Origin of the sequence: Lactobacillus sp. ESL0677 (assembly GCF_029392875.1) — a bacterium.
In the GTDB taxonomy this organism is placed as follows: domain Bacteria; phylum Bacillota; class Bacilli; order Lactobacillales; family Lactobacillaceae; genus Lactobacillus.
In genome coordinates this window covers 1,681,742-1,706,263 of record NZ_CP113946.1, presented here as the reverse complement: position 1 = coordinate 1,706,263, position 24,522 = coordinate 1,681,742, and the positions used below count along the sequence as shown (strand labels likewise).

The 24,522-nt window shown below is 39.1% G+C and carries 23 protein-coding genes and 2 tRNA genes; 21 read left to right on the top strand and 4 right to left on the bottom strand.

Features of this window, described 5'->3' with window-relative positions:
• Window positions 1-124: 124 nt before the first annotated feature.
• The 15 genes from tyrS (at window position 125) to OZX76_RS08290 (ending at window position 15,738) form a co-directional block, all read left to right on the top strand.
• Entirely contained in the window at window positions 125-1,387 is a 1,263-nt protein-coding gene (gene tyrS / locus OZX76_RS08360) for a tyrosine--tRNA ligase (RefSeq protein ID WP_277179376.1), read from the top strand.
• Between the two features lie 175 nt (window positions 1,388-1,562).
• On the top strand, window positions 1,563-2,933 hold the full coding sequence (locus OZX76_RS08355; protein ID WP_277181535.1) for a sugar porter family MFS transporter: 1,371 nt from the start codon (window positions 1,563-1,565) through the stop codon (window positions 2,931-2,933).
• A gap of 84 nt (window positions 2,934-3,017) precedes the next feature.
• Window positions 3,018-3,332, top strand: a complete 315-nt coding sequence (locus tag OZX76_RS08350) for a heavy metal-binding domain-containing protein (RefSeq protein ID WP_277181534.1) — start codon at window positions 3,018-3,020, stop codon at window positions 3,330-3,332.
• A gap of 66 nt (window positions 3,333-3,398) precedes the next feature.
• Window positions 3,399-3,471, top strand: a tRNA-Thr gene (locus OZX76_RS08345).
• Between the two features lie 764 nt (window positions 3,472-4,235).
• Window positions 4,236-5,078, top strand: a complete 843-nt coding sequence (locus tag OZX76_RS08340) for a hypothetical protein (protein WP_277179374.1) — start codon at window positions 4,236-4,238, stop codon at window positions 5,076-5,078.
• 800 nt (window positions 5,079-5,878) lie between these two features.
• A complete protein-coding gene (locus OZX76_RS08335; protein ID WP_277179372.1) occupies window positions 5,879-6,040 on the top strand; it encodes a hypothetical protein in 162 nt (53 codons plus the stop codon).
• A gap of 1,343 nt (window positions 6,041-7,383) precedes the next feature.
• A complete protein-coding gene (locus OZX76_RS08330; RefSeq protein WP_277179369.1) occupies window positions 7,384-8,037 on the top strand; it encodes an HD domain-containing protein in 654 nt (217 codons plus the stop codon).
• Between the two features lie 43 nt (window positions 8,038-8,080).
• Window positions 8,081-8,443 carry an NUDIX domain-containing protein gene (locus tag OZX76_RS08325; RefSeq protein WP_277179366.1) on the top strand — a complete coding sequence of 121 codons (363 nt, stop codon included), beginning with the start codon at window positions 8,081-8,083 and terminating at the stop codon, window positions 8,441-8,443.
• 30 nt (window positions 8,444-8,473) lie between these two features.
• Window positions 8,474-9,553, top strand: coding sequence for a BMP family ABC transporter substrate-binding protein (locus tag OZX76_RS08320; RefSeq protein ID WP_277179364.1), 1,080 nt, complete (start codon window positions 8,474-8,476; stop codon window positions 9,551-9,553).
• 240 nt (window positions 9,554-9,793) lie between these two features.
• On the top strand, window positions 9,794-10,885 hold the full coding sequence (locus tag OZX76_RS08315) for a BMP family protein (RefSeq protein ID WP_277179363.1): 1,092 nt from the start codon (window positions 9,794-9,796) through the stop codon (window positions 10,883-10,885).
• A 50-nt stretch (window positions 10,886-10,935) separates the two neighbouring features.
• Window positions 10,936-11,097 carry a hypothetical protein gene (locus OZX76_RS08310; protein ID WP_277179361.1) on the top strand — a complete coding sequence of 54 codons (162 nt, stop codon included), beginning with the start codon at window positions 10,936-10,938 and terminating at the stop codon, window positions 11,095-11,097.
• An 87-nt stretch (window positions 11,098-11,184) separates the two neighbouring features.
• On the top strand, window positions 11,185-12,720 hold the full coding sequence (locus OZX76_RS08305; protein ID WP_277179360.1) for an ABC transporter ATP-binding protein: 1,536 nt from the start codon (window positions 11,185-11,187) through the stop codon (window positions 12,718-12,720).
• A complete protein-coding gene (locus OZX76_RS08300; protein WP_277179359.1) occupies window positions 12,713-13,834 on the top strand; it encodes an ABC transporter permease in 1,122 nt (373 codons plus the stop codon). The genes OZX76_RS08305 and OZX76_RS08300 overlap by 8 nt, the downstream gene beginning before the upstream one ends.
• Window positions 13,834-14,790, top strand: coding sequence for an ABC transporter permease (locus OZX76_RS08295; RefSeq protein ID WP_277179358.1), 957 nt, complete (start codon window positions 13,834-13,836; stop codon window positions 14,788-14,790). The genes OZX76_RS08300 and OZX76_RS08295 overlap by 1 nt, the downstream gene beginning before the upstream one ends.
• Before the next feature lie 9 nt (window positions 14,791-14,799).
• Window positions 14,800-15,738 (top strand): nucleoside hydrolase, encoded by a 939-nt coding sequence (locus OZX76_RS08290; protein ID WP_277179357.1) that lies wholly within the window; start codon window positions 14,800-14,802, stop codon window positions 15,736-15,738.
• A 413-nt stretch (window positions 15,739-16,151) separates the two neighbouring features.
• Here OZX76_RS08290 and OZX76_RS08285 read toward each other — a convergent pair whose 3' ends face one another.
• The 3 genes from OZX76_RS08285 to OZX76_RS08275 all read right to left on the bottom strand — a co-directional run bounded on the left by OZX76_RS08285 (window position 16,152) and on the right by OZX76_RS08275 (window position 19,443).
• Window positions 16,152-17,468 (bottom strand): C1 family peptidase, encoded by a 1,317-nt coding sequence (locus OZX76_RS08285; RefSeq protein WP_277179356.1) that lies wholly within the window; start codon window positions 17,466-17,468, stop codon window positions 16,152-16,154.
• 91 nt (window positions 17,469-17,559) lie between these two features.
• Window positions 17,560-18,882 (bottom strand): C1 family peptidase, encoded by a 1,323-nt coding sequence (locus tag OZX76_RS08280; protein ID WP_277179355.1) that lies wholly within the window; start codon window positions 18,880-18,882, stop codon window positions 17,560-17,562.
• Window positions 18,883-19,020: 138 nt separating this feature from the next.
• On the bottom strand, window positions 19,021-19,443 hold the full coding sequence (locus OZX76_RS08275; protein WP_277179354.1) for an Hsp20/alpha crystallin family protein: 423 nt from the start codon (window positions 19,441-19,443) through the stop codon (window positions 19,021-19,023).
• A gap of 208 nt (window positions 19,444-19,651) precedes the next feature.
• On the opposite strand from OZX76_RS08275, the gene greA reads away from it, so the two are divergent.
• The 4 genes from greA to OZX76_RS08255 all read left to right on the top strand — a co-directional run bounded on the left by greA (window position 19,652) and on the right by OZX76_RS08255 (window position 22,701).
• Window positions 19,652-20,113 carry a transcription elongation factor GreA gene (gene greA, locus OZX76_RS08270; RefSeq protein ID WP_277179353.1) on the top strand — a complete coding sequence of 154 codons (462 nt, stop codon included), beginning with the start codon at window positions 19,652-19,654 and terminating at the stop codon, window positions 20,111-20,113.
• Between the two features lie 174 nt (window positions 20,114-20,287).
• The gene (locus OZX76_RS08265) at window positions 20,288-21,601 is read left to right on the top strand and encodes a Y-family DNA polymerase (RefSeq protein WP_277179352.1); all 1,314 of its coding nucleotides are present in this window, start codon (window positions 20,288-20,290) and stop codon (window positions 21,599-21,601) included.
• A complete protein-coding gene (locus OZX76_RS08260) occupies window positions 21,594-21,953 on the top strand; it encodes a hypothetical protein (RefSeq protein WP_277179351.1) in 360 nt (119 codons plus the stop codon). The genes OZX76_RS08265 and OZX76_RS08260 overlap by 8 nt, the downstream gene beginning before the upstream one ends.
• An 85-nt stretch (window positions 21,954-22,038) precedes the next feature.
• Window positions 22,039-22,701: a CPBP family intramembrane glutamic endopeptidase gene (locus tag OZX76_RS08255; protein ID WP_277179349.1), complete on the top strand. Its 663-nt coding sequence runs from the start codon at window positions 22,039-22,041 to the stop codon at window positions 22,699-22,701.
• 44 nt (window positions 22,702-22,745) lie between these two features.
• On the opposite strand, the gene OZX76_RS08250 is transcribed toward OZX76_RS08255, so the two are convergent.
• Window positions 22,746-22,816 (bottom strand) — tRNA-Gly (locus tag OZX76_RS08250).
• Window positions 22,817-23,049: 233 nt separating this feature from the next.
• Between OZX76_RS08250 and OZX76_RS08245 the strand changes: the two genes are divergently transcribed.
• Together OZX76_RS08245 and OZX76_RS08240 are read left to right on the top strand one after the other, a co-directional pair.
• Window positions 23,050-23,205 carry a hypothetical protein gene (locus OZX76_RS08245; protein WP_277179348.1) on the top strand — a complete coding sequence of 52 codons (156 nt, stop codon included), beginning with the start codon at window positions 23,050-23,052 and terminating at the stop codon, window positions 23,203-23,205.
• Window positions 23,206-23,507: 302 nt separating this feature from the next.
• The gene (locus OZX76_RS08240) at window positions 23,508-24,143 is read left to right on the top strand and encodes a hypothetical protein (RefSeq protein ID WP_277179347.1); all 636 of its coding nucleotides are present in this window, start codon (window positions 23,508-23,510) and stop codon (window positions 24,141-24,143) included.
• Window positions 24,144-24,522 lie beyond the last annotated feature (379 nt).

The window sequence follows — 24,522 nt, the reverse complement described above, 5'->3', positions numbered from 1 at the left end:
CCCGTAAAGACCGAATAAGACGCTGCAATTGGCGTAAACGTGGGTGGTACCACGGCTAAAAAGTAATTTAGTCGTCCCTAGATTCGAATTGAATCTAGGGGCGTTTTTTGTTGGAGGAATATAAATGGCAAACTTTGATATTTTAGAAGATTTAAAATGGCGTGGTGCTATTAATCAAGAGACTGACGAAGATGGCTTACGTAAATACTTAAAAGAGCATGATGACTTAGCCTTGTACTGTGGTACTGACCCGACTGGTGATTCTCTGCACATTGGTCACTTGATTCCCTTCATGATTTTAAAGAGATTTCAGCTTGCTGGTTATCACCCAGTAATCGTTATCGGTGGTGGTACGGGAACAATTGGTGACCCATCAGGCCGTAAATCAGAGCGGACATTATTAAGTGCCGAAAAGTTACACCAAAATGAAGTAGCTTTGACTAAGCAAATGGAAAAATTGTTTGGTACAGAGAACTTCGAAATCGTCAATAATGCTGAATGGCTAGATAAGCTGACCTTAATTGACTTTTTGCGTGATTACGGGAAGCATTTCCAAGTTAATAACATGCTTAATAAGGATGTTGTTGCCAGCAGATTAGAAAATGGGATTTCCTTTACCGAATTTTCTTACCAGATTTTGCAAGCAATTGACTTTAACGAACTGAACAAAAATCACGGTGTCCAAATGCAAATCGGTGGTAGCGATCAATGGGGCAATATTACGGCCGGAATTGATTTAATTCATAAGTTGCAAGGTCCAGACAGACAAGCCTTTGGTCTGACCATTCCATTGATGCTAAAAGCCGATGGTACCAAGTTTGGTAAGTCAGCTGGTGGTGCTGTTTGGCTTGATCCAGAAAAAACTAGCCCTTACGAATTTTATCAATTCTGGATTAATCAAGATGACCGTGATGTTGTGAAATACTTGAAGTACTTTACTTTTTTAAGTCATGAAGAAATTGATACTTTAGATGAAGCAACTAAGAAGGAGCCGTGGAAGCGGGCTGCACAGAAGAAGTTGGCTGAGGAAGTAACCAAGTTTGTTCATGGTGAGGCTGGCCTAAAAGAAGCCCAAATGATTACCGACGCTCTATTTTCCGGTGACATCAAGAACTTATCTGTTAAGCAAATTGAAGAAGGCTTAAAGAGTGCCCCAGCTGCTCAGGCAGACAGCAATGTTAAGAATATTGTTGACTTCTTGGTTGAAACCAAGGTTGAGGATTCCAAGCGTCAGGCACGTGAAGATATTAAGAATGGCGCGATCTACATTAATGGTGATCGTGAGCAATCTATTGACTTTGATGTTGACCCAGGCAAGGCATTTGATGGCAAATACGTCATTGTGCGTAAGGGTAAAAAGAAGTATACATTAGTTACAATTAAATAATACAGATAAACATTCCTAGCTGATAAGGATGTTTTTTGCTTGTAAGCAGAGTTAAAATCTAAAAAATTAATTAGTGTTATAATATAAATATTAAAAATAAACTCTTAAGTGAAGCTTTAGTGAAGTTACTTAAGAGTTTATTTGTATTAGTAAAAGTATTAAGGAGTTGACAGTTATTTTTTATAAAAAAGTAAAAAAGAGTAATTTATTTTTACGATATACAGCATTTGTAATTGCCCTTGGTGGCTTTTTGTTTGGTTACGATACTGGAGTAATTAACGGTGCACTAACTTTTTTAAGTAGATCGGATCAGTTGAACTTATCCTCAGCAGAACAAGGGTTGGTCTCAAGTTCATTGGTTTTGGGCTGTGCGTTTGGGGCAATGGCCGTAGGCAAGTTGGCAGATAATATCGGTCGTAAGAAGTTGTTGCAGGGAATTGCTGTAATTTTTACTGTAGCAACATTATTTTGTGCAGTTTCAATAAATGTGCAAATGTTAATTATTTCACGTTTTATTTTGGGCTTATCGGTTGGCTGTGCTTCCAGCTTATCGCCACTTTATCTAAACGAAATCTCTCCAGATAAATTAAAAGCAGAAAATGTTAATAAAAATTCTAAAGCAATTGTGGTGGGACAGCTGACCGCTTTTACAGTTAATGCAATTTTAGCAACAATTTGGCCGAATTGGCATCCAGTCTGGCGGGTTATGATGGCAGTTGCTGCAGTACCGGCCTTTTTATTGTGGCTGTTGTCCTTTGATTTGCCTAACAGTCCGTTTTGGCAATTAATGGAAGGTGCGCGCAATAAGGCTAAACGTACTTTTGCCAAGCTGGGCTTTCCTAAGTTAGATATTCATGAAGCGATTGATGAAGCCAAAAAATCTATTAACGCGCGGGATAAATCATTTTCCTGGCGTCTAGTTTTTCATAACCGTGCGATGCTCTATCTGTTGCTGGCCGGAGTTGCAATTGGCTTTATTCAACAAGCTTCGGGAATTAATACGGTGATGTATTATGGCACGGTCTTGTTGGAAAAAGTCGGTATGGGTGCCGGCGCTTCTTTATATGGCAATATTTTGATTGGTTTGGTTTCTTCATTAGCAATTACGCTGGGGACAAAATTATTGGCGAACTTAGATCATCAACGTTTACTGGTTACAGGTCTAGCTGCTAACTTTGTTACCTTAACAATATTAACTTTAGTAATGCGTGCTAAAAATTTACCACAAACTGAGATTAACGTCTTAGTTTTGCTAATTTTAACCTTGTTCTTAGCAACACAACAAGGTATTGTTAGTCCAGTAACTTATTTGCTGCTAGCAGAAATCTTCCCGCAACATTTAAAGACAGCCTTTAATTCGATTGGTACGGCAATGATGTGGATTACTAACTTTGTTGTTAGCTTGGCTTTCCCAGTTTTGATGGCTGCACTTGGTACCGCTGGCGTCTTTCTGACTTTTGCAATTGCTAATATTGTTTGTGTCGTGATAGCTGAAGTTATGATTAACCCCCGTTTAATCAAAAAAGCTAATAAAAAATTACAATAAAATCCAATTGAAATTAAAAAAATAGTGTATATTAATATTAGTAAATTAGAACTTAGTTAGGAGATAATCATGAATACAAAAGAGCTGTTGGTAACAACGACAGAACAGATCCCTGGTAAAAAGTATGAGGTTTTGGGTGAGGTCTTTGGCTTAACCACACAGTCTAAAAATATGCTTAAAGATTTTGGTGCTGGCTTAAAGTCAATGGTTGGTGGTGAGATCCGTAGTTATACTAAAATGCTAGAGGAGTCTCGTACACAGGCTTTAGAACGATTGCGCCAAGCAGCCGCTGAAAAGGGTGCAGATGCAGTTGTGATGATGCACTTTGATTCCAGTTCAATTGCCAGTGATATGCAATCGGTTGTTGCTTACGGCACAGCAGTTAAATTTGTGGATTAAAATATAATCTGAATAAAAATAAGGCATCTCCAGTTTAAGAGATGCTTTTTTTGGTACAATAGTATTGCCACTTTAGCTCAGGAGGTAGAGCACCGCCGTGGTAAGGAGGAGGTCCCCAGTTCAAATCTGGGAAGCGGCTTAAGTAAGTATTATTTAAAATGATAAATCTTGATTTATCAACGTTTTACGTGAATAAATCAAGATTAATTTTTATTAGTAAAGTTTATCGTGCATAAAAAATGCACATAGTTTTTAGCTATGTGCATGATAATGTCGCACCAAGTAGAACGAATGTTGATATAGCGGGCTTTAAGCACGCTATTTTTTGTGCAGAAATATGTTTTTGCCGATTTATTAATAGATAAATTAAAAGACACACGAGAAATCGTGTGTCTTATTTGTACACGGCTGCGCCGCAAATTGTGCGATGGGCATGCCACTTGCACCAAGTAACACTAACGCAGCAAAACCCGTACCGAGTTTAGTCGATACGCGTTTTAACGTTTGCTTTTTTACCAACATCTCATCAGATCCTTCCTTAGTATGATTGTTTTAATAAAAAAGGCTTTCCTTGCCTACTTGCAAATTAATTTTATCATGAAAAAGCCAAAAACCAGCATAATGAGTTAAGGATACTTACCCACTGTCAACGTAAACTGTCATTTTAATTTGACAGTTTTACAAAAATTTGGACGTTAACTGTTTCAGGTATTGTTTAGCCTGTTTGCTCGTCATATAATATAGTTAGTAACAAATAAAAAAACAAATATCACTTTAACTCTGTCTAATCAAATACGTTGCGAACGTGCTTAGTTCACGTTCAAGGATATTTCTAATGATGTCGTTAAATAAGAACAAACTAGCTGCTATGTTAATGGTTTCGGTACTTTACTTTCAACCGGGATGCCTCTATTAAATGCCACTACACAAACCGTGGTCTACGCTAAACGGGCTAAAAAACGTCATATATCCAACGGTAAACATGGTAATAGCTATTACTATAACAATCATAATATCCAATCAGGTTATGCTGATGATATGCTAGATGGTTATGACAAGATCAAAGCTGCGGACGGCAACAAAGTGAACCACATTCTCAACCTCGCGTCCAAGCCTGGTACGCACTGGCTAAAGCAAGGCGTTCTCGTGGCTGATTTAGGTACGGGACACTATGTCTATGACAACCCGCTCAGGTCGTTCAGCGGCAAGTATGCACTAGATAATAGCACAGGTAACGCTAATGGCTCAAAAACTAACATCATTATTGGCACTAAGAATATTAATGGTAAGCCTTATTTAATTAGCCTTGAATGGTTCGATGAAGATTTTAAAGATAATGATGAAACAGCACATAAAGCTGGTAGTGGCTATAACCGTATGATCTTGCGTCCAGTAACTAATCTCGGTGTTAACTACGATCACATGCAAGAATATGAACTTAAAAACGGTGTCAAGCCTGTTACAGCCTACAATTATGATCGCGGCTTTGGCGGTAGAACACTCAAAGAGCCTGATGCAATTACAGTAGCTGGTGAAAGTGAAAACACAGGCAAAGATCAAGTAATTACTCATAAAGGTACTGTACTACTTGCTGATAAGCCATTCTTAGGTGTTGATGGTAACTACTACCGCGAAATTGTTGACTATGACGGTAAGTATGATTCATTCGACTTCTTAGACTTAGTAATTAAAGAATCAGATATGAAGAACTTAACTTTACGCAAAGCTATAAAAAGTTTACTGTAAACATTCAAGTAAGAGCAGGCTGGATGATTCCTGATTCCAGTCATCCTAATGGTCTACGTTTTAAGCCTGCTAAAACAATTGGTAATTTTTAGTAATCTATTGTAATTAAACTAGCAATTCATATAATGAATTATGCAACTTGTTGGAAAGGATAGCTCAAAACAGCTATTCGTGAACCCAACGTAGCAATTAAAAACAATTATAAATAAAGAGGGAGTTGATCAATTTTGATCAGCTCCTTTTTCGTATCTATGTTAGTAATCTAAACAAGACACACGAAAAACAGCTAACAAATACAATTATTAGCTGCTTTTAATTTTTTAAATTATTAAGTATCAAACAAAAGCAAATAAATTTAAACTAAATATAAACAAATAAAATAATAATTAGTTAAAGCATTAACTCGAATTAACGCTTTAACATACGACAAATTAATTATCTATCTGTAAATTGCTATTGTCAATAGCTAATTTATTAATTGGGCTGGTAAATATTTAATCAGCTTATATTATCTCCCCCTTAGCTAAAAAATAGCGCTGCGTTTCACATCGTGAAGAACGCAGAGCGCTATTTTTTAGCTAAAGTGGTTGACAAGAACAGCAGCTCTAGCCAATTCATAATTAGTAATCAATAAAATATTTTGCATGTCACTAAATTAGCGACTGATTTTTGCTATAATTAAAGCTGAACATGAGAGAAGCTAGATAGCGGTGGCTAATTTCTAAACTGAGGAAGTGATGCTTATGGTGTAAAAGCTATTAAGTTCAGAATCCGAAAGAAAGGATTGGCCAAGTATCCCTATGGATACTGTTATTGCCTTTGGTTTAACCATTGCAGTAATTATCTTGGTATTGGCAACAGTAGTTAAGCAATTAATTAACTTAATTACTGAAGCTACCAATTTAGTTAATGCTTTTGGCAAATTAAAGGCTGCTTTAAAGAAATTTAAAGCAAAAGAATAACCGCTCTAGCCTGATACTTAGCGGTTATTAGTTTAACTATCGTTAAGTCACCGCTGTATGCGGAAACTCATGTTAAGAAGTCCTAATGCCAATAGGGCTTCTTTTGTTTACAGTCATATTATAGCATGATCGTAAAAGTGGGGCAATTTAGTAATCTTTTCAGTTAGTGTCAACTTTTTGTGGGTAATAAACTTTAAGCCTTTACCTGCTGCTATTTGTAGTTTTCGCTTTTAAATTATTTGCTCGGGTAAATCAAATATCTGCCCACCATTAATGATCCCTTGATTCCAATAATGTGTCTTGGCCGTTTCGCCAAAGTCTGCTTGAAAATGCTCATAATACGGTCTGTTCTTTGCCTTAAAACGATGGTCTACTTGTCTAATTCTTTGCTCTTTAGCGGCTTGAACAAAATTATAAGGCCTGATTTATCAACGCTTTACGTGAATGAATCAAGGTTAATTTTTGTTAATAAAGGTTATCGTGCACGACAATGTCGCACCTGGTAGAACGAATGTTGATATAGCGGGCTTTATGCTCGTTATTTGTATGTCGAAATAATATTTTATAAAAGCTATATTCATATAAAAATAATTTTGTTATAATAAAGAAACTTAGAAAAGTTAAAAAGGGCGGTGGCTATCGTTTGAAAGAAGATGATGCTTATGGCATTTAATGGACCAATACTCCAATCTCTTAGTAGAAAGGTCAGTCATTTGTGAGTGGTTACGAAGTAGCAACAATTGTGTTGCTATCAGTTACATTTCTCGTTGATTTGTTGACGTACATCGACAATCGCAAGAAATAATCGCAAACAAAAACGCCCTGAGAAATAACTTTAGAGAGTTACAGGGCGTATTTGTCAAAAATATCGTTCAGTAGCCACCGTTCTTTGAAGACGGCTCTACGTAGAGAAGTCCTATTAGTAGTAGGGCTTCTTTTTAATTACAACGATATTATAGCATGTGCACGAATAGTAAGCAATTTAATGTTCACAATAGATAATTATCAGATTTATTTATGAACAATTGCATCGTGCTGCTATCAGTTACATTTCTCGACAATCGCAAGAAATAATTACGAACAAAAACGCCCTGACTAATAACTTTAGAGAGTTACAGGGCGTATTTATTAAAATATAGCCAGTAGCCACCGTCCTTTGAAGACGGCTCTACGTCGAGAAGTCCTATTCATAGTAGGGCTTCTTTTTAGTTACAACGATATTATAACATGTGCACTAGTATTTAATGTTCACAACAGATAATTTCACTCATAAAGAAAATACTTGGTCTATAAAATTAAATAAGCTAGAATTATAGTATTAAACAATAGAAAGGAAAATTAAATTGGAGATAACTGAAGTAATTAACTTTGTTAAACAGCAGCTTAAGGATGAAAAAACAGGCCACGACTTTTATCACGGTCAGCGGGTGGCTCATCTAGCTAAAAAAATGTACTTGCAAGATAATCCGAATGCCCATCAAGATAGTCGCATGGTGGCGATTATTGAAGCTGCGGGATATTTACACGACACAATTGATGAAAAAATTTGTGCTGATCCAGAAATTGTGCTGGCGAATATTAAAGAATTATTGCCGCAAGTTGGTTTTACTGCTTTAGAAATCAAGGATATTTTGTTTACCATGCAGCACATGTCGTTTTCGCAAAATATTGAGCATCATTATCAATTGCCAGTTTCGGGACAATACGTTCAAGATGCCGATCGCATTGAAAGCCTGGGTGCAATCGGGATTGCTCGTGCCTTTACCTATGGTGGCGCGCACGGCAATTTGATTTATGATCCAGCGATTAAGCCGCAAAAGCTGGTTAGTCATGATCAGTATCGTCAGCATCAGGAAACAACCATTAATCACTTTTACGAAAAATTATTTCAGTTGGAAGATTTAATGAATACCGCAGGCGGTAAAAAAGAAGCACACGCTAGAACGGAATATATGCGTAATTTTGTTGACGAATTTATGCAAGAATGGGATGTGTAAAATGCGGGCGAGAGTGGTTATTTATAACCGCCAATCGTAAGCCATGCTCCTAATTCACCGCTTGAAGAATGGCCGCGATTATTGGGTCGTCCCCGGTGATGGCGCTAAGGGACAGGAAACACCTGCTCAGACAGCAATCCGTGAAATTCATGAGGAATTACAGATAGTATTAACGCCAGATGAATTACAGCAGCTGTTTGTCTTGCAGGAGCAAGAACGCGAGGTCTTTTTCTATGTAGAATCAGCTCAAGTAACCACACCTGATATTAGCGGCGAGGAAGCAGAACGAGCAAGTGCAACTAACGTCTATTTGCCAACTTGGGTAAAAGTTAATAACTTGTCTCAGACTAATCTAATGCCGCCAGAAGTAAGTGGAAAATTAGTGGAATTTTTCAATAAAAACTAGTCTTTAAAATAAAATTCAGGAGGATAACGAATGAAGAAAAAATGGCAGCAGTGGTTATCCTTAAGTGTAATTATCCTGGGAGTAAGTGTGGTTCTGACGGCTTGTTCGGGTAAGAAGCAGGATAATGCGACTGGTACAAATAGGAAAAACAGCATTGCTTTGATTACTGACAGTAGTGGCGTTGATGACCAATCATTCAATCAAGCAGCTTGGGCTGGCTTTACGGCTTTTGGCAAAGAACACAATTTAAAGCAAGGCCACGGTTATCAATATTTTCAATCAAATAGTGCGGCAGATTACACACCTAACTTTAATCAAGCAGCTAGCTCGGGATACCAAACGATTTTTGGTGTTGGTTATGCACTAAAAGATTCGGTTAAAGCAGCAGCGATAAAAAATCCTAAGAAAAATTTTGTCATTATCGACGATGTGATTACTGGACAGAAAAATGTCGCTTCAGTCACCTTCAAAAGTAACGAGGCTTCATATTTAGCGGGGATCGCGGCAGCTTATACAACTAAGACGAATAAGGTTGGCTTTGTTGGTGGTGCCAAATCAAGCATTATTAATTCCTTCGCGGATGGTTTTCGGCAAGGTGTTCAAGCTGGCGCCGAAATGCTGCACAAAAAAGTAACAATAAATGTTGAATATATTGGAAACTTTACCTCGACGGATAAAGCAAAAGCAATTGCTCAATCGCTGTATTCAGATAAATGTGACATCATTTATCAAGCGGCAGGAACGGCTGGCAATGGCATTTTCCAAGAAGCTAAGGATTACAATCAAACACGACCCGCGGCTCAAAAAGTGTGGGTAATTGGTGTTGATGTTGACCAAGCAACTTTGGGTAATTATAAAACCAAAAATGGTCAGAAAGATAACTTTACCTTGACTTCGGTTTTAAAGGGGTTAGGTGTTGCGACTAAGACACTGGCTGATGCGGCTGCTAGGAGTAAGTTCCCAGGCGGTCAACATTTAGTCTATGGCTTGAAGGATAATGGCGTTTCAATTACCAGAGGCAATTTAAGTTCTTCAACTTGGGCCGCTGTTCAAAAGCAGCGCACGCGAATTATCACTGGACAAGTCAAGGTGGTTAATTCAGCCAAATGATTTTTTATAGACGCGAAAGCGTCTTTTTTTTGGTCAATTTTACATAAGTCGACAAATTTAGAAAAATTTTCAAATTGTGCTTTGAAGCATACAAAAATTATGGTGTGACTGACTTAGAGCGAGATCTAGACCAAATGACAAATCCTAATAAATCAACACTTTATATTGTAGATCGACTTTGACATAGCCACTAAATGTTGTTATTTTAGTAACTGGAATAATTATTTGAGAGGTAATAATATGAGTATAAAGTTTAAGAAAATTTATTCGGCAGCAGCGCTAATTTTTTCAGCTGGTGTGATGCTAACAGCGTGTTCTGGTAAAAAGCAGGGGGGCAGTGGTAACGCAGGCGATAGTGCTAAACATTCTATTGCGTTAGTAACGACGGCAGCTGGAGTTAACGATAATTCGTTTAACCAGTCAGCGTGGAATGGCTTCAAGGCATATGGGAAGCAGCATAATTTACAGCGCGGCAAGAATGGCTATCAGTATTTTCAATCAAGTAGTGATGCCGACTTTGTTCCCAACTTTGAGCAAGCTAGCAAGGCAGGTTACCAAACAATTTTTGGAATTGGCTATAACTTGAAGGATGCCGTTAGTGCGGCGGCTAAGAAGAATCCAAAGAAGAATTACGTTATTGTTGACGAAGTAATTAACGGTCAAAAGAATGTTGTTTCGGCTAACTTTAGAAGTGAACAGGCCGCATATCTTGCAGGTGTTGTTGCTGCTTCTGAGACCAAGACTAATGTCATTGGTTTTATCGGTGGGGTTCGCGGTAACATTATTGATCTCTTTGACGCTGGCTTTACTAAAGGTGTTAATGATGAAGCTAAAAAGCTGCATAAAAAGATAACTCTTTTAAATCAATATGCTGGTAGTTTCACCAGTGCGGATAAGGGTAAGGCGATTGCCCAATCAATGTACGCTAAAAAAGCCGACATTATCTTCCATGCATCAGGTTCTACTGGTGATGGATTATTCCAAGAAGCAAAGTCAATTAATCAAAATAGACCGGCTTCTAAGCGTGTCTGGGCAATTGGGGTTGACGTTGACCAATCATATCTAGGTAATTACAAGTCAAAAGATGGTAAGAAGACTAACTTTGTGTTGACATCAGTGATTACCGGTGTCAATATCGCCACCCAGGATATTGCTAATCGTGCGTATCAGGGTAAGTTTCCCGGTGGTCAGCACCTTGTTTACGGTTTAAAGACTAACGGGGTTTCAATTAAACGTGGCCAGATTAGTTCTGCTGCTTGGAAGAATGCGCAAAAGGCGCGGACCCAAGTTATTAATGGTGAAATTAAGGTGCCAATCCACCCAGCTAAATAGTTCGTAATTTTATAGGAAATAGAAAATAAAGCATAAATTTAGGAACGGTTGTGGCATTAATTACTGATAGTAACGGGGTCGATGACTGGTCATTCAATCAAGGTGCTTGGCAAGGCTTTAAGGATTATCGCAAAGAGCTCGGATATACTCGTGGCAACTTGATTGTTAAGACTTGGACAGCAGGCATTAAAGATTGTCGCAGGAAAATTTAAGGTTAATGAAACGGTTAAATAATTAATAATTGAAAACTCTTTGTGTAAGCAAAGAGTTTTTTAACAAAAAGGAACTCAATAAGTAAAATGGAAAATGTTACGAACATGATTGAGATGCGCCATATTGTCAAGGATTTCAATGGTTTTAAGGCTAATGATGATATTAATCTGGTCTTGCATCATGGAGAAATCCTGGCGCTACTTGGTGAAAATGGTGCGGGTAAGTCAACCTTGATGAGTATTTTATCAGGATTACTCGCGCCAACAGCTGGAGAAATTTTGGTGCGGGGACATCAAGTTACTGTTAAAAACCCAACGGTTGCCAAAAACTTGGGCATTGGGATGGTTCACCAGCACTTTATGCTCATGAATTCCTTTACGGTTTTAGAAAATATTATTTTGGGTCACGAGGCAACCAAGGGACCAAAATTAGATTTAAAAAAAGCACAAACGCAAGTTGAAGAATTATCTAAACGTTACGGCTTGAACGTTAACCCTAACAAAAAGGTTGGCGAGATTACTGTGGCACAACAACAGCGAGTAGAAATCTTAAAGGTGTTGTACCGTGGTGCTGATATTTTAATTTTTGATGAGCCAACGGCAGTCCTGACCCCGCAAGAAATTACGGAATTTATTCAAATCATTAAGGAGCTTGCCAAAGAGGGCAAATCAATTATTTTAATCACGCACAAGTTAGAAGAGATTAAGCGAGCAGCTGACCGCGTAACCGTTATTCGCGCTGGTAAAAGTGTTGGGACCTTTAATGTTGCCGATGTTACTGACAATAATTTGGCCGAGTTGATGGTCGGCCGCCACGTTAATATGCGTCTAACGAAGCCAAAAGTAGAACTAGGTAAGACTATTCTTGATGTAACTAACTTGCAAATTAAAAATAAGCAAGGGGTTGCGGCACTTAAAGGTGTGTCTTTTAACTTGCGTGGTGGCGAGATTCTGGGTGTTGCTGGAATTGACGGTAATGGTCAGGATGAATTAGTTGCGGCACTAACTGGCTTACGTCACGTTAATGCTGGCAAGATTATGATTAATGGCCGCGACATGACTAACCAAAAGGTGCGTAAGATTACGGCAAGTGGCGTAGCTCACATTCCCGCCGACCGACAAAAATATGGCCTAATCTTACCATTTACAGTTGCCGATAATTTGGCTTTGCAAAATTATTATCAGCAGCCATTTTCTCGCCATCACTTATTGCATAGTGATGTTATCAACCAGCATGCGCAAAAGCTAGTGGAAAAGTTTGATATTCGGACTACTGGCATTAATTTACCAGTTAGTGACTTGTCCGGTGGTAACCAGCAAAAAGTAATTATTGCGCGAGAGCTCGACCGAGATAGTGATTTAATTATTGCGTTTCAACCCACGCGAGGATTAGATGTCGGTGCAATTGAATATATCCACAAGCAACTGTTGCGGGAGCGGGCAAAGGGGAAGGCAATTTTGCTGATTTCCTATGAATTAGACGAAATCATGCAATTATCTGACCGAATTATTGTGCTCCATGATGGTAATATTTCTGGCGAAGTTAAGCCAGAAGCAACTAATGATGAAGAATTAGGCCTGTTAATGACCGGAGTTAAGAAAGAAGGCACTACTCTTGCTTAAAGTAACGCCCAGAACTAAAAGAATTTTAGTACCAATTATTTCAATCCTTGCTGGGTTCTTAATTGGTGCAGTAATTATGTTAATTTGGAATTACAATCCAGTTCAGGCCTATTCATCAATGTTTGCTAGTGCCTTGGGCAACATGAATGGAATTGGTGAAATAATTCGGGAGGCAACGCCGCTGATTTTTACGGCGATTGGTTTTGCGATTGCTTCCAGTGCCGGCTTTTTTAATATTGGGTTGCCAGGTCAAGCACAGGCAGGCTGGTTAGCTTCAATTTGGGTGGTTTTAGCTAATCCTAATTTACCCAAAATCGTCTTGTTGCCGCTAGCGATTGTTGCCGGGATCATTGCCGGCGCAGTTGTTGCTGGGATTGCTGGCTGGTTGCGGGCTCAATTTGGCACTAATGAAGTTATCACTACGATTATGCTTAACTACATTGTGCTTTATTCGTGTCAATATCTGATGCAGCAGATTATGTCGAGTAGTTTGCGGATCGACACGGACACGACGAAGACGATTGCGGCTAATGGCAGTTTAAAGATTGATCGGCTCAGTTCCTTTTTTGGCGATTCACGGATTAATGCGGGGATTTTTTTAGCATTAATTGCAGTTGTCATCTACTGGTACTTAATGAAGAAAACGACCACGGGTTTTGAAATTCGGTCGGTTGGGGCTAATCCCTATGCCAGCCGTTATGCTGGGATGTCCACTAAGAAAAACATTATGTTGTCAATGCTGCTATCAGGCGGTTTTGCCGGACTTGGCGGCGTTATCCAAGGTTTAGGAACCTACCAAAACTACTTTACGCAGACAACAAGTTTGGACATCGGCTGGGATGGTCTGTCAGTTGCCTTGCTTGGTGGTGGCACTGCGATTGGAATTTTGCTGGCGGCACTTCTGTTCTCAATTTTGAAAATTGGTGGCTTGGGGATGCAAACAATTGCTGGTATTCCTTATGAAATCGTCTCGATAGTCATTGCGGCAATTATTTTCTTTATTGCTATTCAGTATGTGATTGGGCGACTATTTAAAAACAAGCAGGCTCCTGAAGTAATTGCTGTTAAGAAAGAAACTCAAGTGAACGTAGCAGATAAGGGGGGACAAAAATAATGAGTTTGGTAGCGATTTTATCTTTACTAGTGTCATCGACTTTTGTCTATTCGGCACCGCTGATTTTTACCGCATTGGGTGGTGTTTATAGTGAAAACTCTGGTGTGACTAACATTGGACTTGAAGGAATCATGACTATGGGTGCCTTTTCGTCAATTGTTTTTAACCTGACCTTTGCTGACACTTTTGGCAAACTAACGCCGTGGTTAGGTGCGTTAATTGGCGGGATTGTTGGGCTGATTTTTTCACTGCTCCATGCAGTAGCAACAATTAACTTTCACGCCGACCATATTATTAGTGGTACGGTGCTTAATCTAATGGCGCCACCACTCGGCGTTTTCTTGATTAAGGCAATTTATGATAAAGGACAGACGGCAAACATTAACCAAAGTTTCGGCTACTTTTCGTTTCCAGGCTTGGCTAATATTCCGGTGCTTGGGCCTATTTTCTTTAAAAACACGTCTGCACCTGCCTGGGCGGCAATTATTGTTACTATTATTCTGTGGTGGCTGCTCTATAAGACGCGCTTCGGTTTACGGCTGCGCTCTTGTGGTGAAAATCCGCAGGCGGCAGATACCTTAGGCATTAATGTTTATGGCTTGCGATATGCTGGTGTTTTGATTTCCGGCTTTCTTGGTGGCATTGGCGGTGCCATTTTTGCGGAAGCAATTTCTGGGAATTTTTCTATTTCCACAATTGTTGGGCAAGGGTTTATGGCCTTAGCAGCAGTCATCTTTGGTAAATGGAACCCGATTGGAGCAATGTTGGCATCATTGTTCTTTGGTTTTGCCCAAAGTATCAGTATCATTGGCAACCAGTTGCCGTTTTTCAACCATATTCCCGCCGTTTACATGCAGATTGCACCATACGTAATCACGATTGTTGTGCTGGTGCTATTCTTTGGTAAGTCAGTTGCGCCTGCTGCTGATGGGCAGAATTATATTAAGTCGAAATAAGGAGAAATTATGAAACAAATTTATTTTAACCATGATGGCAACATTGACGATTTAGTGTCGTATTTATTGCTGTTGCAGGCACCGGATATTCAGCTGCTAGGTGTTGGTGCGATTGACGCCGATGGTTATGTTGATCCAGCCGTTGAAGTTTGCCGGAAGATGACTGACCGCTTTAATCTGCGGGGTGACAAGTTAGAAGTCGCTAAGTCAGACTCGCGAGCAGTTAACCAGTTTCCGCAAGAATGGCGCACAGCATCGTATTCCTTTAATTACTTACCAATTTTAAATGAATCTGGCAAGATGATCACTAAGCAAGCAGAATTGCCAGCTCACCTGGATATGATTTCTAAGCTAAAAAATGCAGTTGAACCGGTTACCTTAGTTATGACGGGTCCATTGACGGACTTAGCAAGAGCGCTGGATGAGGATCCAACAATTGAAGGTAAAATTGCCAAACTTTACTGGATGGGTGGCTCACTTGATGGTCACGGCAACGTTGTGATGGTTAATGCCGATGGCACGCAGGAGTGGAATGCCTATTGGGACCCGCAGGCTGTCAGTCGGGTGTTTGTATCACACATTCCAATGCAAATTGTGGGGCTTGAAAGTAGCGAAGAATTACCACTGACTGATGAACTGCGGATGCACTGGGCAAGTTTACGTAAGTATCCAGCAATGGATTTAGTTGGTCAGGGCTATAGTTTGTTAGTTAATCCACCGGTGCAAACAGCACAGCTTTATTTCTGGGATGTATTGACCACGATTAGCGCGCTCTATCCCGAAGTTGTTTCTAAAGTTGAGCAACGTAAAGTACGCGTTATTACTTCAGGCATTGCTCAAGGGCGAATGGAAGACGATCCTAATGGTCGTGAAATTACTCTGGTTACTAAGGCAAATCAGGAGCTGTTCTTCAAGCGTTTTGACGAATTATTGGAGCAAAGCAAATAGTGCGCTAGCAGTTATCGTTTGACGGCATATTGGCGGTCTTATTAACAGCTACATTGTTGCTTATCAAGCGTGAACAGAATAAAGCAATTAAGTTGCTGGATTTGGTATTATTTTTACTGCAACTGTTGTCGCTGGCGATGTCTTACTTGATACCGTACCGAATGTTTTACAACTGGCATTTAAGGAGTCAACAGCTGCGACCGGCCTGCTAGTATTGCCTGTCACGGTCGTGGATGGTGGTAATGCTATTTATATGACTGCTTAAAGTTATTCGGGAGTAATCGGTGCAGCACTTGCGGCGTCGCTATTAACTATGGTGCAAAAAGGGGATGCACTAGTTCAGTATCTAAATTAAAAAAATAAAAAAACGAGGTTCCTTTTCTGAACCCCGTTTTTTATTAATCTAATGTATTTTAGGCTAAAGAATCCCAAACTGGTAGGTCAGTGATTGGCCCTTCAGCTAAAGTAACTTGCTCTGGTGTTAGGTACTTTTTGTGAACGACAACTTCATAAGTATATTGTTTAAACCAGTCATTAGTCATTACAAAGAACCCTTTGTCGCCGTTCTTTTCACCCCAAGAATTTTCAACTTTCCATTGGCGAATGTGGCCGTTATCCTCATCAACACCAACCAATGTCATGGCATGTGTTGAGGCAGCAGCACCAGTGCGCAGTTGGTCAGCCTTAGACATCTTGGAATCAATGCCAAACAAGTCGTCCAATTGGTACAAGTTAGTATCAAGGTAGCCTTGCTTACGGTCGCTTTGCTCGCCAACATCATTACCAAACCAAACAGCTTCGCCATCTTTTAATTGGGCAACAGAAGCTTGTTCAAGATATTCCATTGGAACATTCAGGAACTTAATCCGGTAAGAACCCTCAACGTTATCTTCAAATGGTAAGCCGTATAGTTTGCCGTATTCGTGGTCAGGAGCATTAGTTAAGACAACATAGTCATCAAAGTCAACGTCACCCATATATTTATGTAAAAATTCAAGCGGCGTTAAGTCCCTATCCAAGTGATATTTTTTATCGTCATCACGGTATTCCAAGTCAAATTTCTTAGGTGGTTCACCAACAGCGATTGCTGTCATTTGGTAAACTTCGCTTAAGAATTTTTGCCGTTTTTCTTCAATTTCTTCATCCTTGCCAGCTTGCTTTAAGTTGCGCAATACTAGGGCGTCCTTACGCATCTTGTCACCCAAGGCTTTAGCAAAGGCATTTGTGTTGTTGGTGTTGAAACTTTCGGGCATTGCGTATGTTGGCACTACACCATATTTTTCAATTAATGCTGCAGCCATGTGGAATTGACCGCCATCTTCGCCGGCATCATTTAAATAAGCCTTAACAGTCCGTGAGTCGAGTGGCTCATCTGCAGTGGCTAAAATGTTGTCGTAAAAAATATTGGCGCGCTCAATTTTATCCCAGAAAAAGTTGTAACTTTGTGAGAAGGTAAAATTCTTAACGTGATATTTTTTACCAAAGTTGTGACGCAAAATATTTAGCGTCGCAAATTCCCAACAACGACCAGATTGGCGCTGATTAGTGACGTTTTCCGTATCTAATTCTGTTGAAAAGACCCGGGTTAATTCACCTTGTACGCGTTCATTATATGAAGCCATTTGAACACCGCTCTTTTGAGCAGCGCGAGCAACGACTTGGTTTTTCGGATTCTCGTTAAAGTTGTCAGCGAACTTTTCGAGTTCTTGCACAGTTAATTTGTGTCCCATATATGTTCTCCCTTTTAATCTTTTTTGAATTACTCTTTAATTTTAAGCTAAAAGAAAACCGAGTTCAATTGCTGAACTCAGTTTTTTGTTATTAGCCTAATGGGTCCCAAACGGGTAAATCTTCGGCAATTGGACCTTCTGCTAGAGCTAATTGCTCTGGTGTTAAATACTTTTTGTGAACAGCAACTTCATAAACGTAGTCGTTAAACCAATCATTGCTCATCACAAAGTAGCCATTCTTACCGACTTGGTTGCCCCAGGAATTTTCAACTTTCCAGCGGCGCACTTCTCCTTGGTCTTCATCAACACCAACAAAAGTCATAGCATGTGAGAAGTTAGCCTCGCCAGTTCGCAGGCGATCAGCCTTGGACATCTTTAAGTCAACATCAAAGAGGCTGCTCATTTGGTAAAGTTGCGAATCAAGGTATCCTTGTGGCCGGTCTAATTCGTGCAAAACATCATTGCCAAACCAGACGGCTTCACCATCCTTGAGCTGCTTAATTGTTGCGTCTGCAAGGTAGGTCATCGGCACGTTGAGTAACTTGATTTCACATAAGCCAGCTACATTATTATCAGCGGAATAGCCGTACAACTTGTTATATTCGTGGTTAGGCGAATTAGTTAAGACAACGTAGTCGTCTAAGTCGAGGTCGCCAAGATACTTTTGATAGAATGTCTGCGGCGTTAAATCCTTGTCCAGATGATACTTTTTATTGTCGTCACGGTATTCTAAGTCGAATTTTTTAGGTGGTTCGCCAACAGCAATCGCCGTCATACGGTAAATTTCGCTTAAAAAGCGATCTTGCGTTTGTACAACTTCGGAATCTTTGCCAGCTTGCTTTAATTGGCGCAGCACTAAGGCATCCTTGCACATTTTTTTGCCTAAAGCCATCTTCAAGGCATCGGTATTGTTAGCGTTGAAGCTTTCTGGCATTGCGTAACTTGGGACAACGCCGTACTTTTGCACTAAAGCAGCAGCTAATTGCCAATGGCCGCCGTCTTGACCAGCACTTGCCAGATACTTGCGCACGGTTCGTGAGTCGAGATCTTGGTCTGCGGTTTTAATAATGTTGTTGTAAAAAATATTGGCGCGTTCGATTTTATCCCAGAAAAAATTATAACTTTGTGAGAAAGTAAAATCTTTGGTGTGGTATTTTTTACCAAAGTAGTGGCGCAGGACATTGAGGGCGGCAAATTCCCAGCAGCGGCCGGAATGCTTTTGTGCTGTAACTTGACCGACATCAAGTTCTGTCGAGAAGACACGGTTAAGGTCATTACTGGCTTTTTGTTCATTATAGGAAGCTGCGAAAATGCCATTCTTTTGGGTAGCACGAGCAATAACCTGATTTTGCGGTTGCTTATTGAAGTCAGCAGAATATTTTGCCAATTCTTGAAATGATAGTTGATGGTTCATTAAGTAATGCTCCTTTTTTAATTAATTATTAATAAATATTTTAAGGCAAAAGAAAAACGAGTTCAATAGCTGAACTCGTTTTAGAGAATTACTTGTATTGGCAACTTATCTGAGACTTCTTGCAAGTATAATAATAAGTTAATCGATTGAAATCGAGTTATCATTGCTGCCAGCATTTTGCTTTGGCAGGGTAATAGTCAATACACCTTTATCATACTTTGCATGAATCTCACTTGCAACTACATTTGGTAATCTAAAGCTACGGGAAATGTGTCCTTCGCTTCTTTCACGGTGGATGATACTGTCATCTTTAGACAAATCTTTGAATGACTTTCTAGAGCCAGATACGCTCAAAATCCCGTTATTGTAGTTTAAATTAATCTTTTCTTTGTCCATGCCGGGCATGTCAACCTTAACAACATAGTTCTTGTCGTTTTCGGCAACATCTGCCTGCATTAATTTTGCCATTTCGTTATCATCAAAAAATTTCTGTGGAAGGTCAAACCAATCATTCATTGCGTCAAATAAGTTATTGTGACGATTCGTTAAATCTTGTGCCATAGTAAAAACTTCCTTTCAAAAATTAAATTATTGGTAAAGAAGACTTTCATTTCTTCCTTACACTGATTATTATAGTAGGCAGATTTGAAAAATGGAAATGTTTAGCACTCTTAATTTTAGAGTGCTAAATTTAAGAAAGAAAGTTTGCTATGACTAGCTATTTTACTTGTGGATAATTTTAAATTAAAAAACTAGAGGAGTAATATTTGTGGTTTATTATCAAAAAATGACACCGGAAGGCTACCAAAAAATTAAGAATGAAATTGCAGATCTAAAAAAGGATCGCCCCCGCAGAATTAAGATTTTGCAGGAGGCACGCAGTCTAGGTGATTTATCAGAAAACACTGAATACACAGAGGCTAAACGCGACTTGGGACACTTGCAAAGCAGGTTGCGTTACTTGGATAAGCAATTAAAGTATGCCGAAATTGTGGAAAAGACTAACGATGGCAAGGTTGACTTAGGAAAAACAGTGACATTAAAGTTTGCTGGTGATGCTGAAACCGAAGAATACCGCATTGTTGGTCGCATGGAAGCTAATTTAGACGAGGGTAAAATAGCATTTGACTCGCCACTAGGTCAGGCAATTATGAAGCAGCCGGTAGAAACAACGGTAACTGTGGCAGCTCCGGCAGGGGAATACCAAGTAACAATTATGGCTATTAAATAAGAAGGCACAATCTGAAATTTTCGGATTGTGCCTTTTGCGTTAAGTTCAGAAACATAAGAAGGTTGAGCAAAAAGATGTTAATTACTCTGAAATTGTTCTTGCCTGTTCGAACAAAAGTTCGTATAATAATTTTGATTAATAGCGAACAAATGTTTGTGATAAGGAAGTGCCATTATGTATGATTATCGTTATGAACCGCATCGCGTAATTTTTATGATTGACAATAAGTCGTTCTTTGCTAGTTGTGAGGCGATTCGGCTTGGGCTTAATCCGATGAAGGCTGTTTTAGCAGTTTTGTCGCACCAACCAAATACTAAGTTTGGCTCGGGCTTAATTATGGCAGCGTCACCTTTGGCTAAGAAGAAATATGGCTTAACTAATGTGATGCGTGCGCGTGATTTGCCGTCTAAAAAGCAAGCGCCAGATTTAATGCTGGTCGAGCCGCATATGAACCTTTATATCAAGCGTAGTATGCAGGTCTTGCAGATTTTCCGTAAGTACGCAGCAGAGGAAGACATTCATGTTTACTCAATCGATGAAAGTATGATTGACATGACTAAATCATGGCACTTATTTGGCGATGACCCCTATCTTGTTGCTCGCAAAATTCAACAAGAAATCCGCCAAACTTTGGGGCTGTACACAACTTGCGGAATTGGTGAAAATCCTTTACTGGCGAAGTTGGCGATGGATCTTGCCGCTAAGCACCGGCGCTCAATGATTGCGGCGTGGCACTATATTGATGTGCCAGATACAATTTGGCAGATTCCTAATCTTGAAGATGTTTGGGGAATTGGCAAACGAACGGCGAAGCGATTGCGGCAGTTGCAGATTAATAATATGTATGACTTGGCCCACACTGATCCCGCGATTTTGACTAAAGAATTTGGCGTGATTGGTGAGCAGCTGTTTGCCATGAGTTGGGGTGTTGACCGCAGTATTATCAGCGACAAGTTTGTTCCCAAAATGAAGCACTACGGCAATTCACAGGTTTTAATGCGGGATTATACGGACCAACAAGAGATTGAGATTGTCTTGCGTGAAATTGGTGAACAGGTGGCAGCGCGGATTCGGGCGCACCAGTTGCAGACGGGGTGTGTTAATTTGGCAGTTGGCTTTAACCAGTATCAGCAGGATGGTCAGCGGAAAGGCTTTAATGTTCAACAGAAGATCATCTCAACTAACGATAATGACTTGCTAGTAGCAGAGCTAGTGGCACTTTTTCGTAAAAATTGGCATGGCGAGACCGTTCGAACTTTGGGCGTTAGTTATAGTCAGTTAGTGCCCGATACTAGTCAGCAGCTGACTTTCTTCTTGCAGCCAGAGCGCCAGATTAAAAAGCGCAATTTTATTATGACAGTTGATAAAATTCGCCAAAGGTATGGCTTTACCAGTTTAGTTAAGGCTTCAAGTTTACTAAAGGGGGCAACGGCAATTCAGCGGAGCAGCCTTGTGGGCGGACATAACGGCGGGAATGCTTATGAGTGATTTTGATAAAATTGTGCAGGATTTTTTCAAAAATTATCAGGATCGCGGGATGAAAAAATGGACTGGCTTTTTTCTAAGTGATCATACAATGACGATAAATAAGGACCGCGACAAGCGCAGTGTTCGGCATCCAAGCAAGAGAACGCTGACTCAAGAAGAAATAGGTAGCAGGCTGCTAGAGGCTTACAGTAATCACCAGTTAGTGCGTGTACAAGTTAAGATAGTCGATGAAAATGATTGTATGCCAGCTGATATTGTTGGCTTCGTGAGTGGCTATCATGAAGATAAAATTATTATTGCTAATCAAAGTGTTGCTTTAACCGACATTAATAATATAGAATTAAAATGGTAAAATTTAATTTGAAATTTCATAAAACTGTCTTTTTTTGCTATAATATGGGACTTGTAGGGTACACAAATGGATAGAGGTAATTTTTGTGAATACACCAGCATCAAGAGAGGGCAACTTATTCCGCTATATTGTTTACTTCATCGGCTATTTAATGGCTGCTGGCACGGTTAAGTTAGTTACTATAAATTCACCAATTCGTATTTGGGATTTAATTTTATTTGCATTAATTTCTCTAATGGTTTTGCTGTTTTTCATTTATCGTTTCAATCGTGAGCAACGCTTTTTTGACCGCAGTCTGTCGGGATCGTGGCTTGCCAATTTTGGCATGACTATTGGTCTAACCTTAGTAGTAACGATGTTGCGCATTGTTGTTTCCTGGTTGCAGGCTTATGGTAAGGTTAAGCTGTATGGCTTTCAAACAATGTATTTACGTCATGAATCAGTCGCGATGTATTGGTTTTTGGTTGTGGCTTTAGGAATTGTGCTACCAATTTTGCAGGAATTTTTAATTACTGGATTTTTATTCAATTATGCGTTCAGACATAATACAATGCTAACGGCAATTTTAGGAATTGCGACCTCGGGTATTCTGTTCAGTGCGCTGAATTGGCAAACGACGGTTCCACTCTTAGTGATTAATGCAATCTTTGGCGCATTGTTTGCGTGGTCCTATCTCTATACCCAGACGTTGTGGATGCCGATTTACTTAGCGGTAGTCAACGGCATCATTTTGATGGTAATGATATAAAAATAAAAAAGGCAATGATTGAAAAATCATTGCCTTTTTAGTTAAGCGGATAGCGTGAATCGAACCCGCATCTTCAGCTTGGGAAGCTAACGTTTTACCATTAAACTATACCCGCGTTACTAAAATAGTTTATCATGTTTTGCTAATAATGCCAAGCTAAATTTTGATAGATAGAGGTTTAGCTTTTATTTTTCTATAAATCATGTATGCTACTATCAGCTTGTTTGCTATAATATTTAAGACGTAGAAAGTTAAAAGACGGTTTACTACCTGTGAGTGAAAGGACTGATGCCTATGAGCATGAGTGGATTCATACTCCAATCTATTGTAAAAAAGGAGGGCAGGTAGTTGGAAATCATTTTGGCTTTAATGCTACTTTTTGCTATTGGATTAGTAGGACTAGCATTTAGATTAGCTAAAATGAAGCAGTACCAGCTACTAGCGGCAGTAATAATAAATCTATTGCCACTAGTAGTTGAACTGCTAAGAAGTTTGCTCAATTAATTTTGGGCAAACGAAAACCGTCTAACTCTACCAAGGAAAAAGACGGTTTGTAAACCTATAATTTTCAGGTAGTAAACCACTTTTAGTGGGTACTACGTCAAGAGAGTTGTGTTACCAGCGCAACTTCTTTTTTATAGTTTTAATTATCTACGTTATGATTTACAAAGTCAAGCAGTAGCTAAGTTAGAGTATACTAACTATTTGCTATCTGTTTTATTTTTTGAAAGCGATTGCTATAATTGCATCTGTGGTATATTATATTGCTATAAAAACCAAGAATTAATGTAAATAGAGGAAGACAGATGAAAAAAACAATTAGACTAGTATTGACTGTATTGTTAATATTGACTACTTTGTCAGTTACTAATTTAACTAACAAAAATATAGTTTCAGCACATGCAGTATCAAGTGAAAAATTACAAGATAAAGTATGGACTAAAAAATTAGCTAAGGCTGGATATGTTTTTGAATTACCGAATAGTAAAAAAGGGGCTCTTTACAAAAATACAGCAGCTAAGGGCGGCAAGTCTTATAGTAAAAAGATACTCAAAAGAATTCTAAAGCAGCATACTTTATTTAAAGTAAGAAAATTAACAAGAGTTAAAAATGGAATATCGGTTGATTTGATTTCCAAGAATGGTAAATATAAAGGCTATACAACTTATGTAAATGGTATTTATAACAAAAATTTGCTTAATCAAAATTTACAGCCGCTAATTAACGCTGAATTAAGTACAATGGATGCTAAAGATAATAACAAGCCTACAGCAGCTTTATTAGAACAAGCACAAACATTGGCTACCGCATTAACTGGTAAGGATAAGCAAATAGCTGATACTTCAATTAAGCAATTAAAATGCTTTTTAAAGCATGATGATTTATCAGAAACTCCGGTACTTCTAATTGGTAAATATCCGAGTGATTTATTAGTAAATTAAATGAAAAGAGTGAGTAGTTATTTTTACTCACTCTTTTTATTTAAGAAATAGTAGAAACTTATTACTTTGAAGTATTTAAATTATTTGCAATAAAGTAGTACCAGCTACTAGCAGTAGTGATAATAAATCTATTACTACTAGTAGTTGAATTGCTAATAAGTTTGTTCAATTAATTTTGGACAAGCAAAAAAAAGCGATCCATAGGGATCGCTCAGCTGGCTTGCAAGTGGTCAAACTTGCATGCACGTATTGCTTCGTACAGGACGATGCAACATTCATCTAAGGCAAGTGTACCACGAAAATAATTTTTGGTAAAATAATATAGCACGCCTGTTAGTGTCAACTTTTTGTGGGTAATAAACTTTAAGCCTTTACCTGC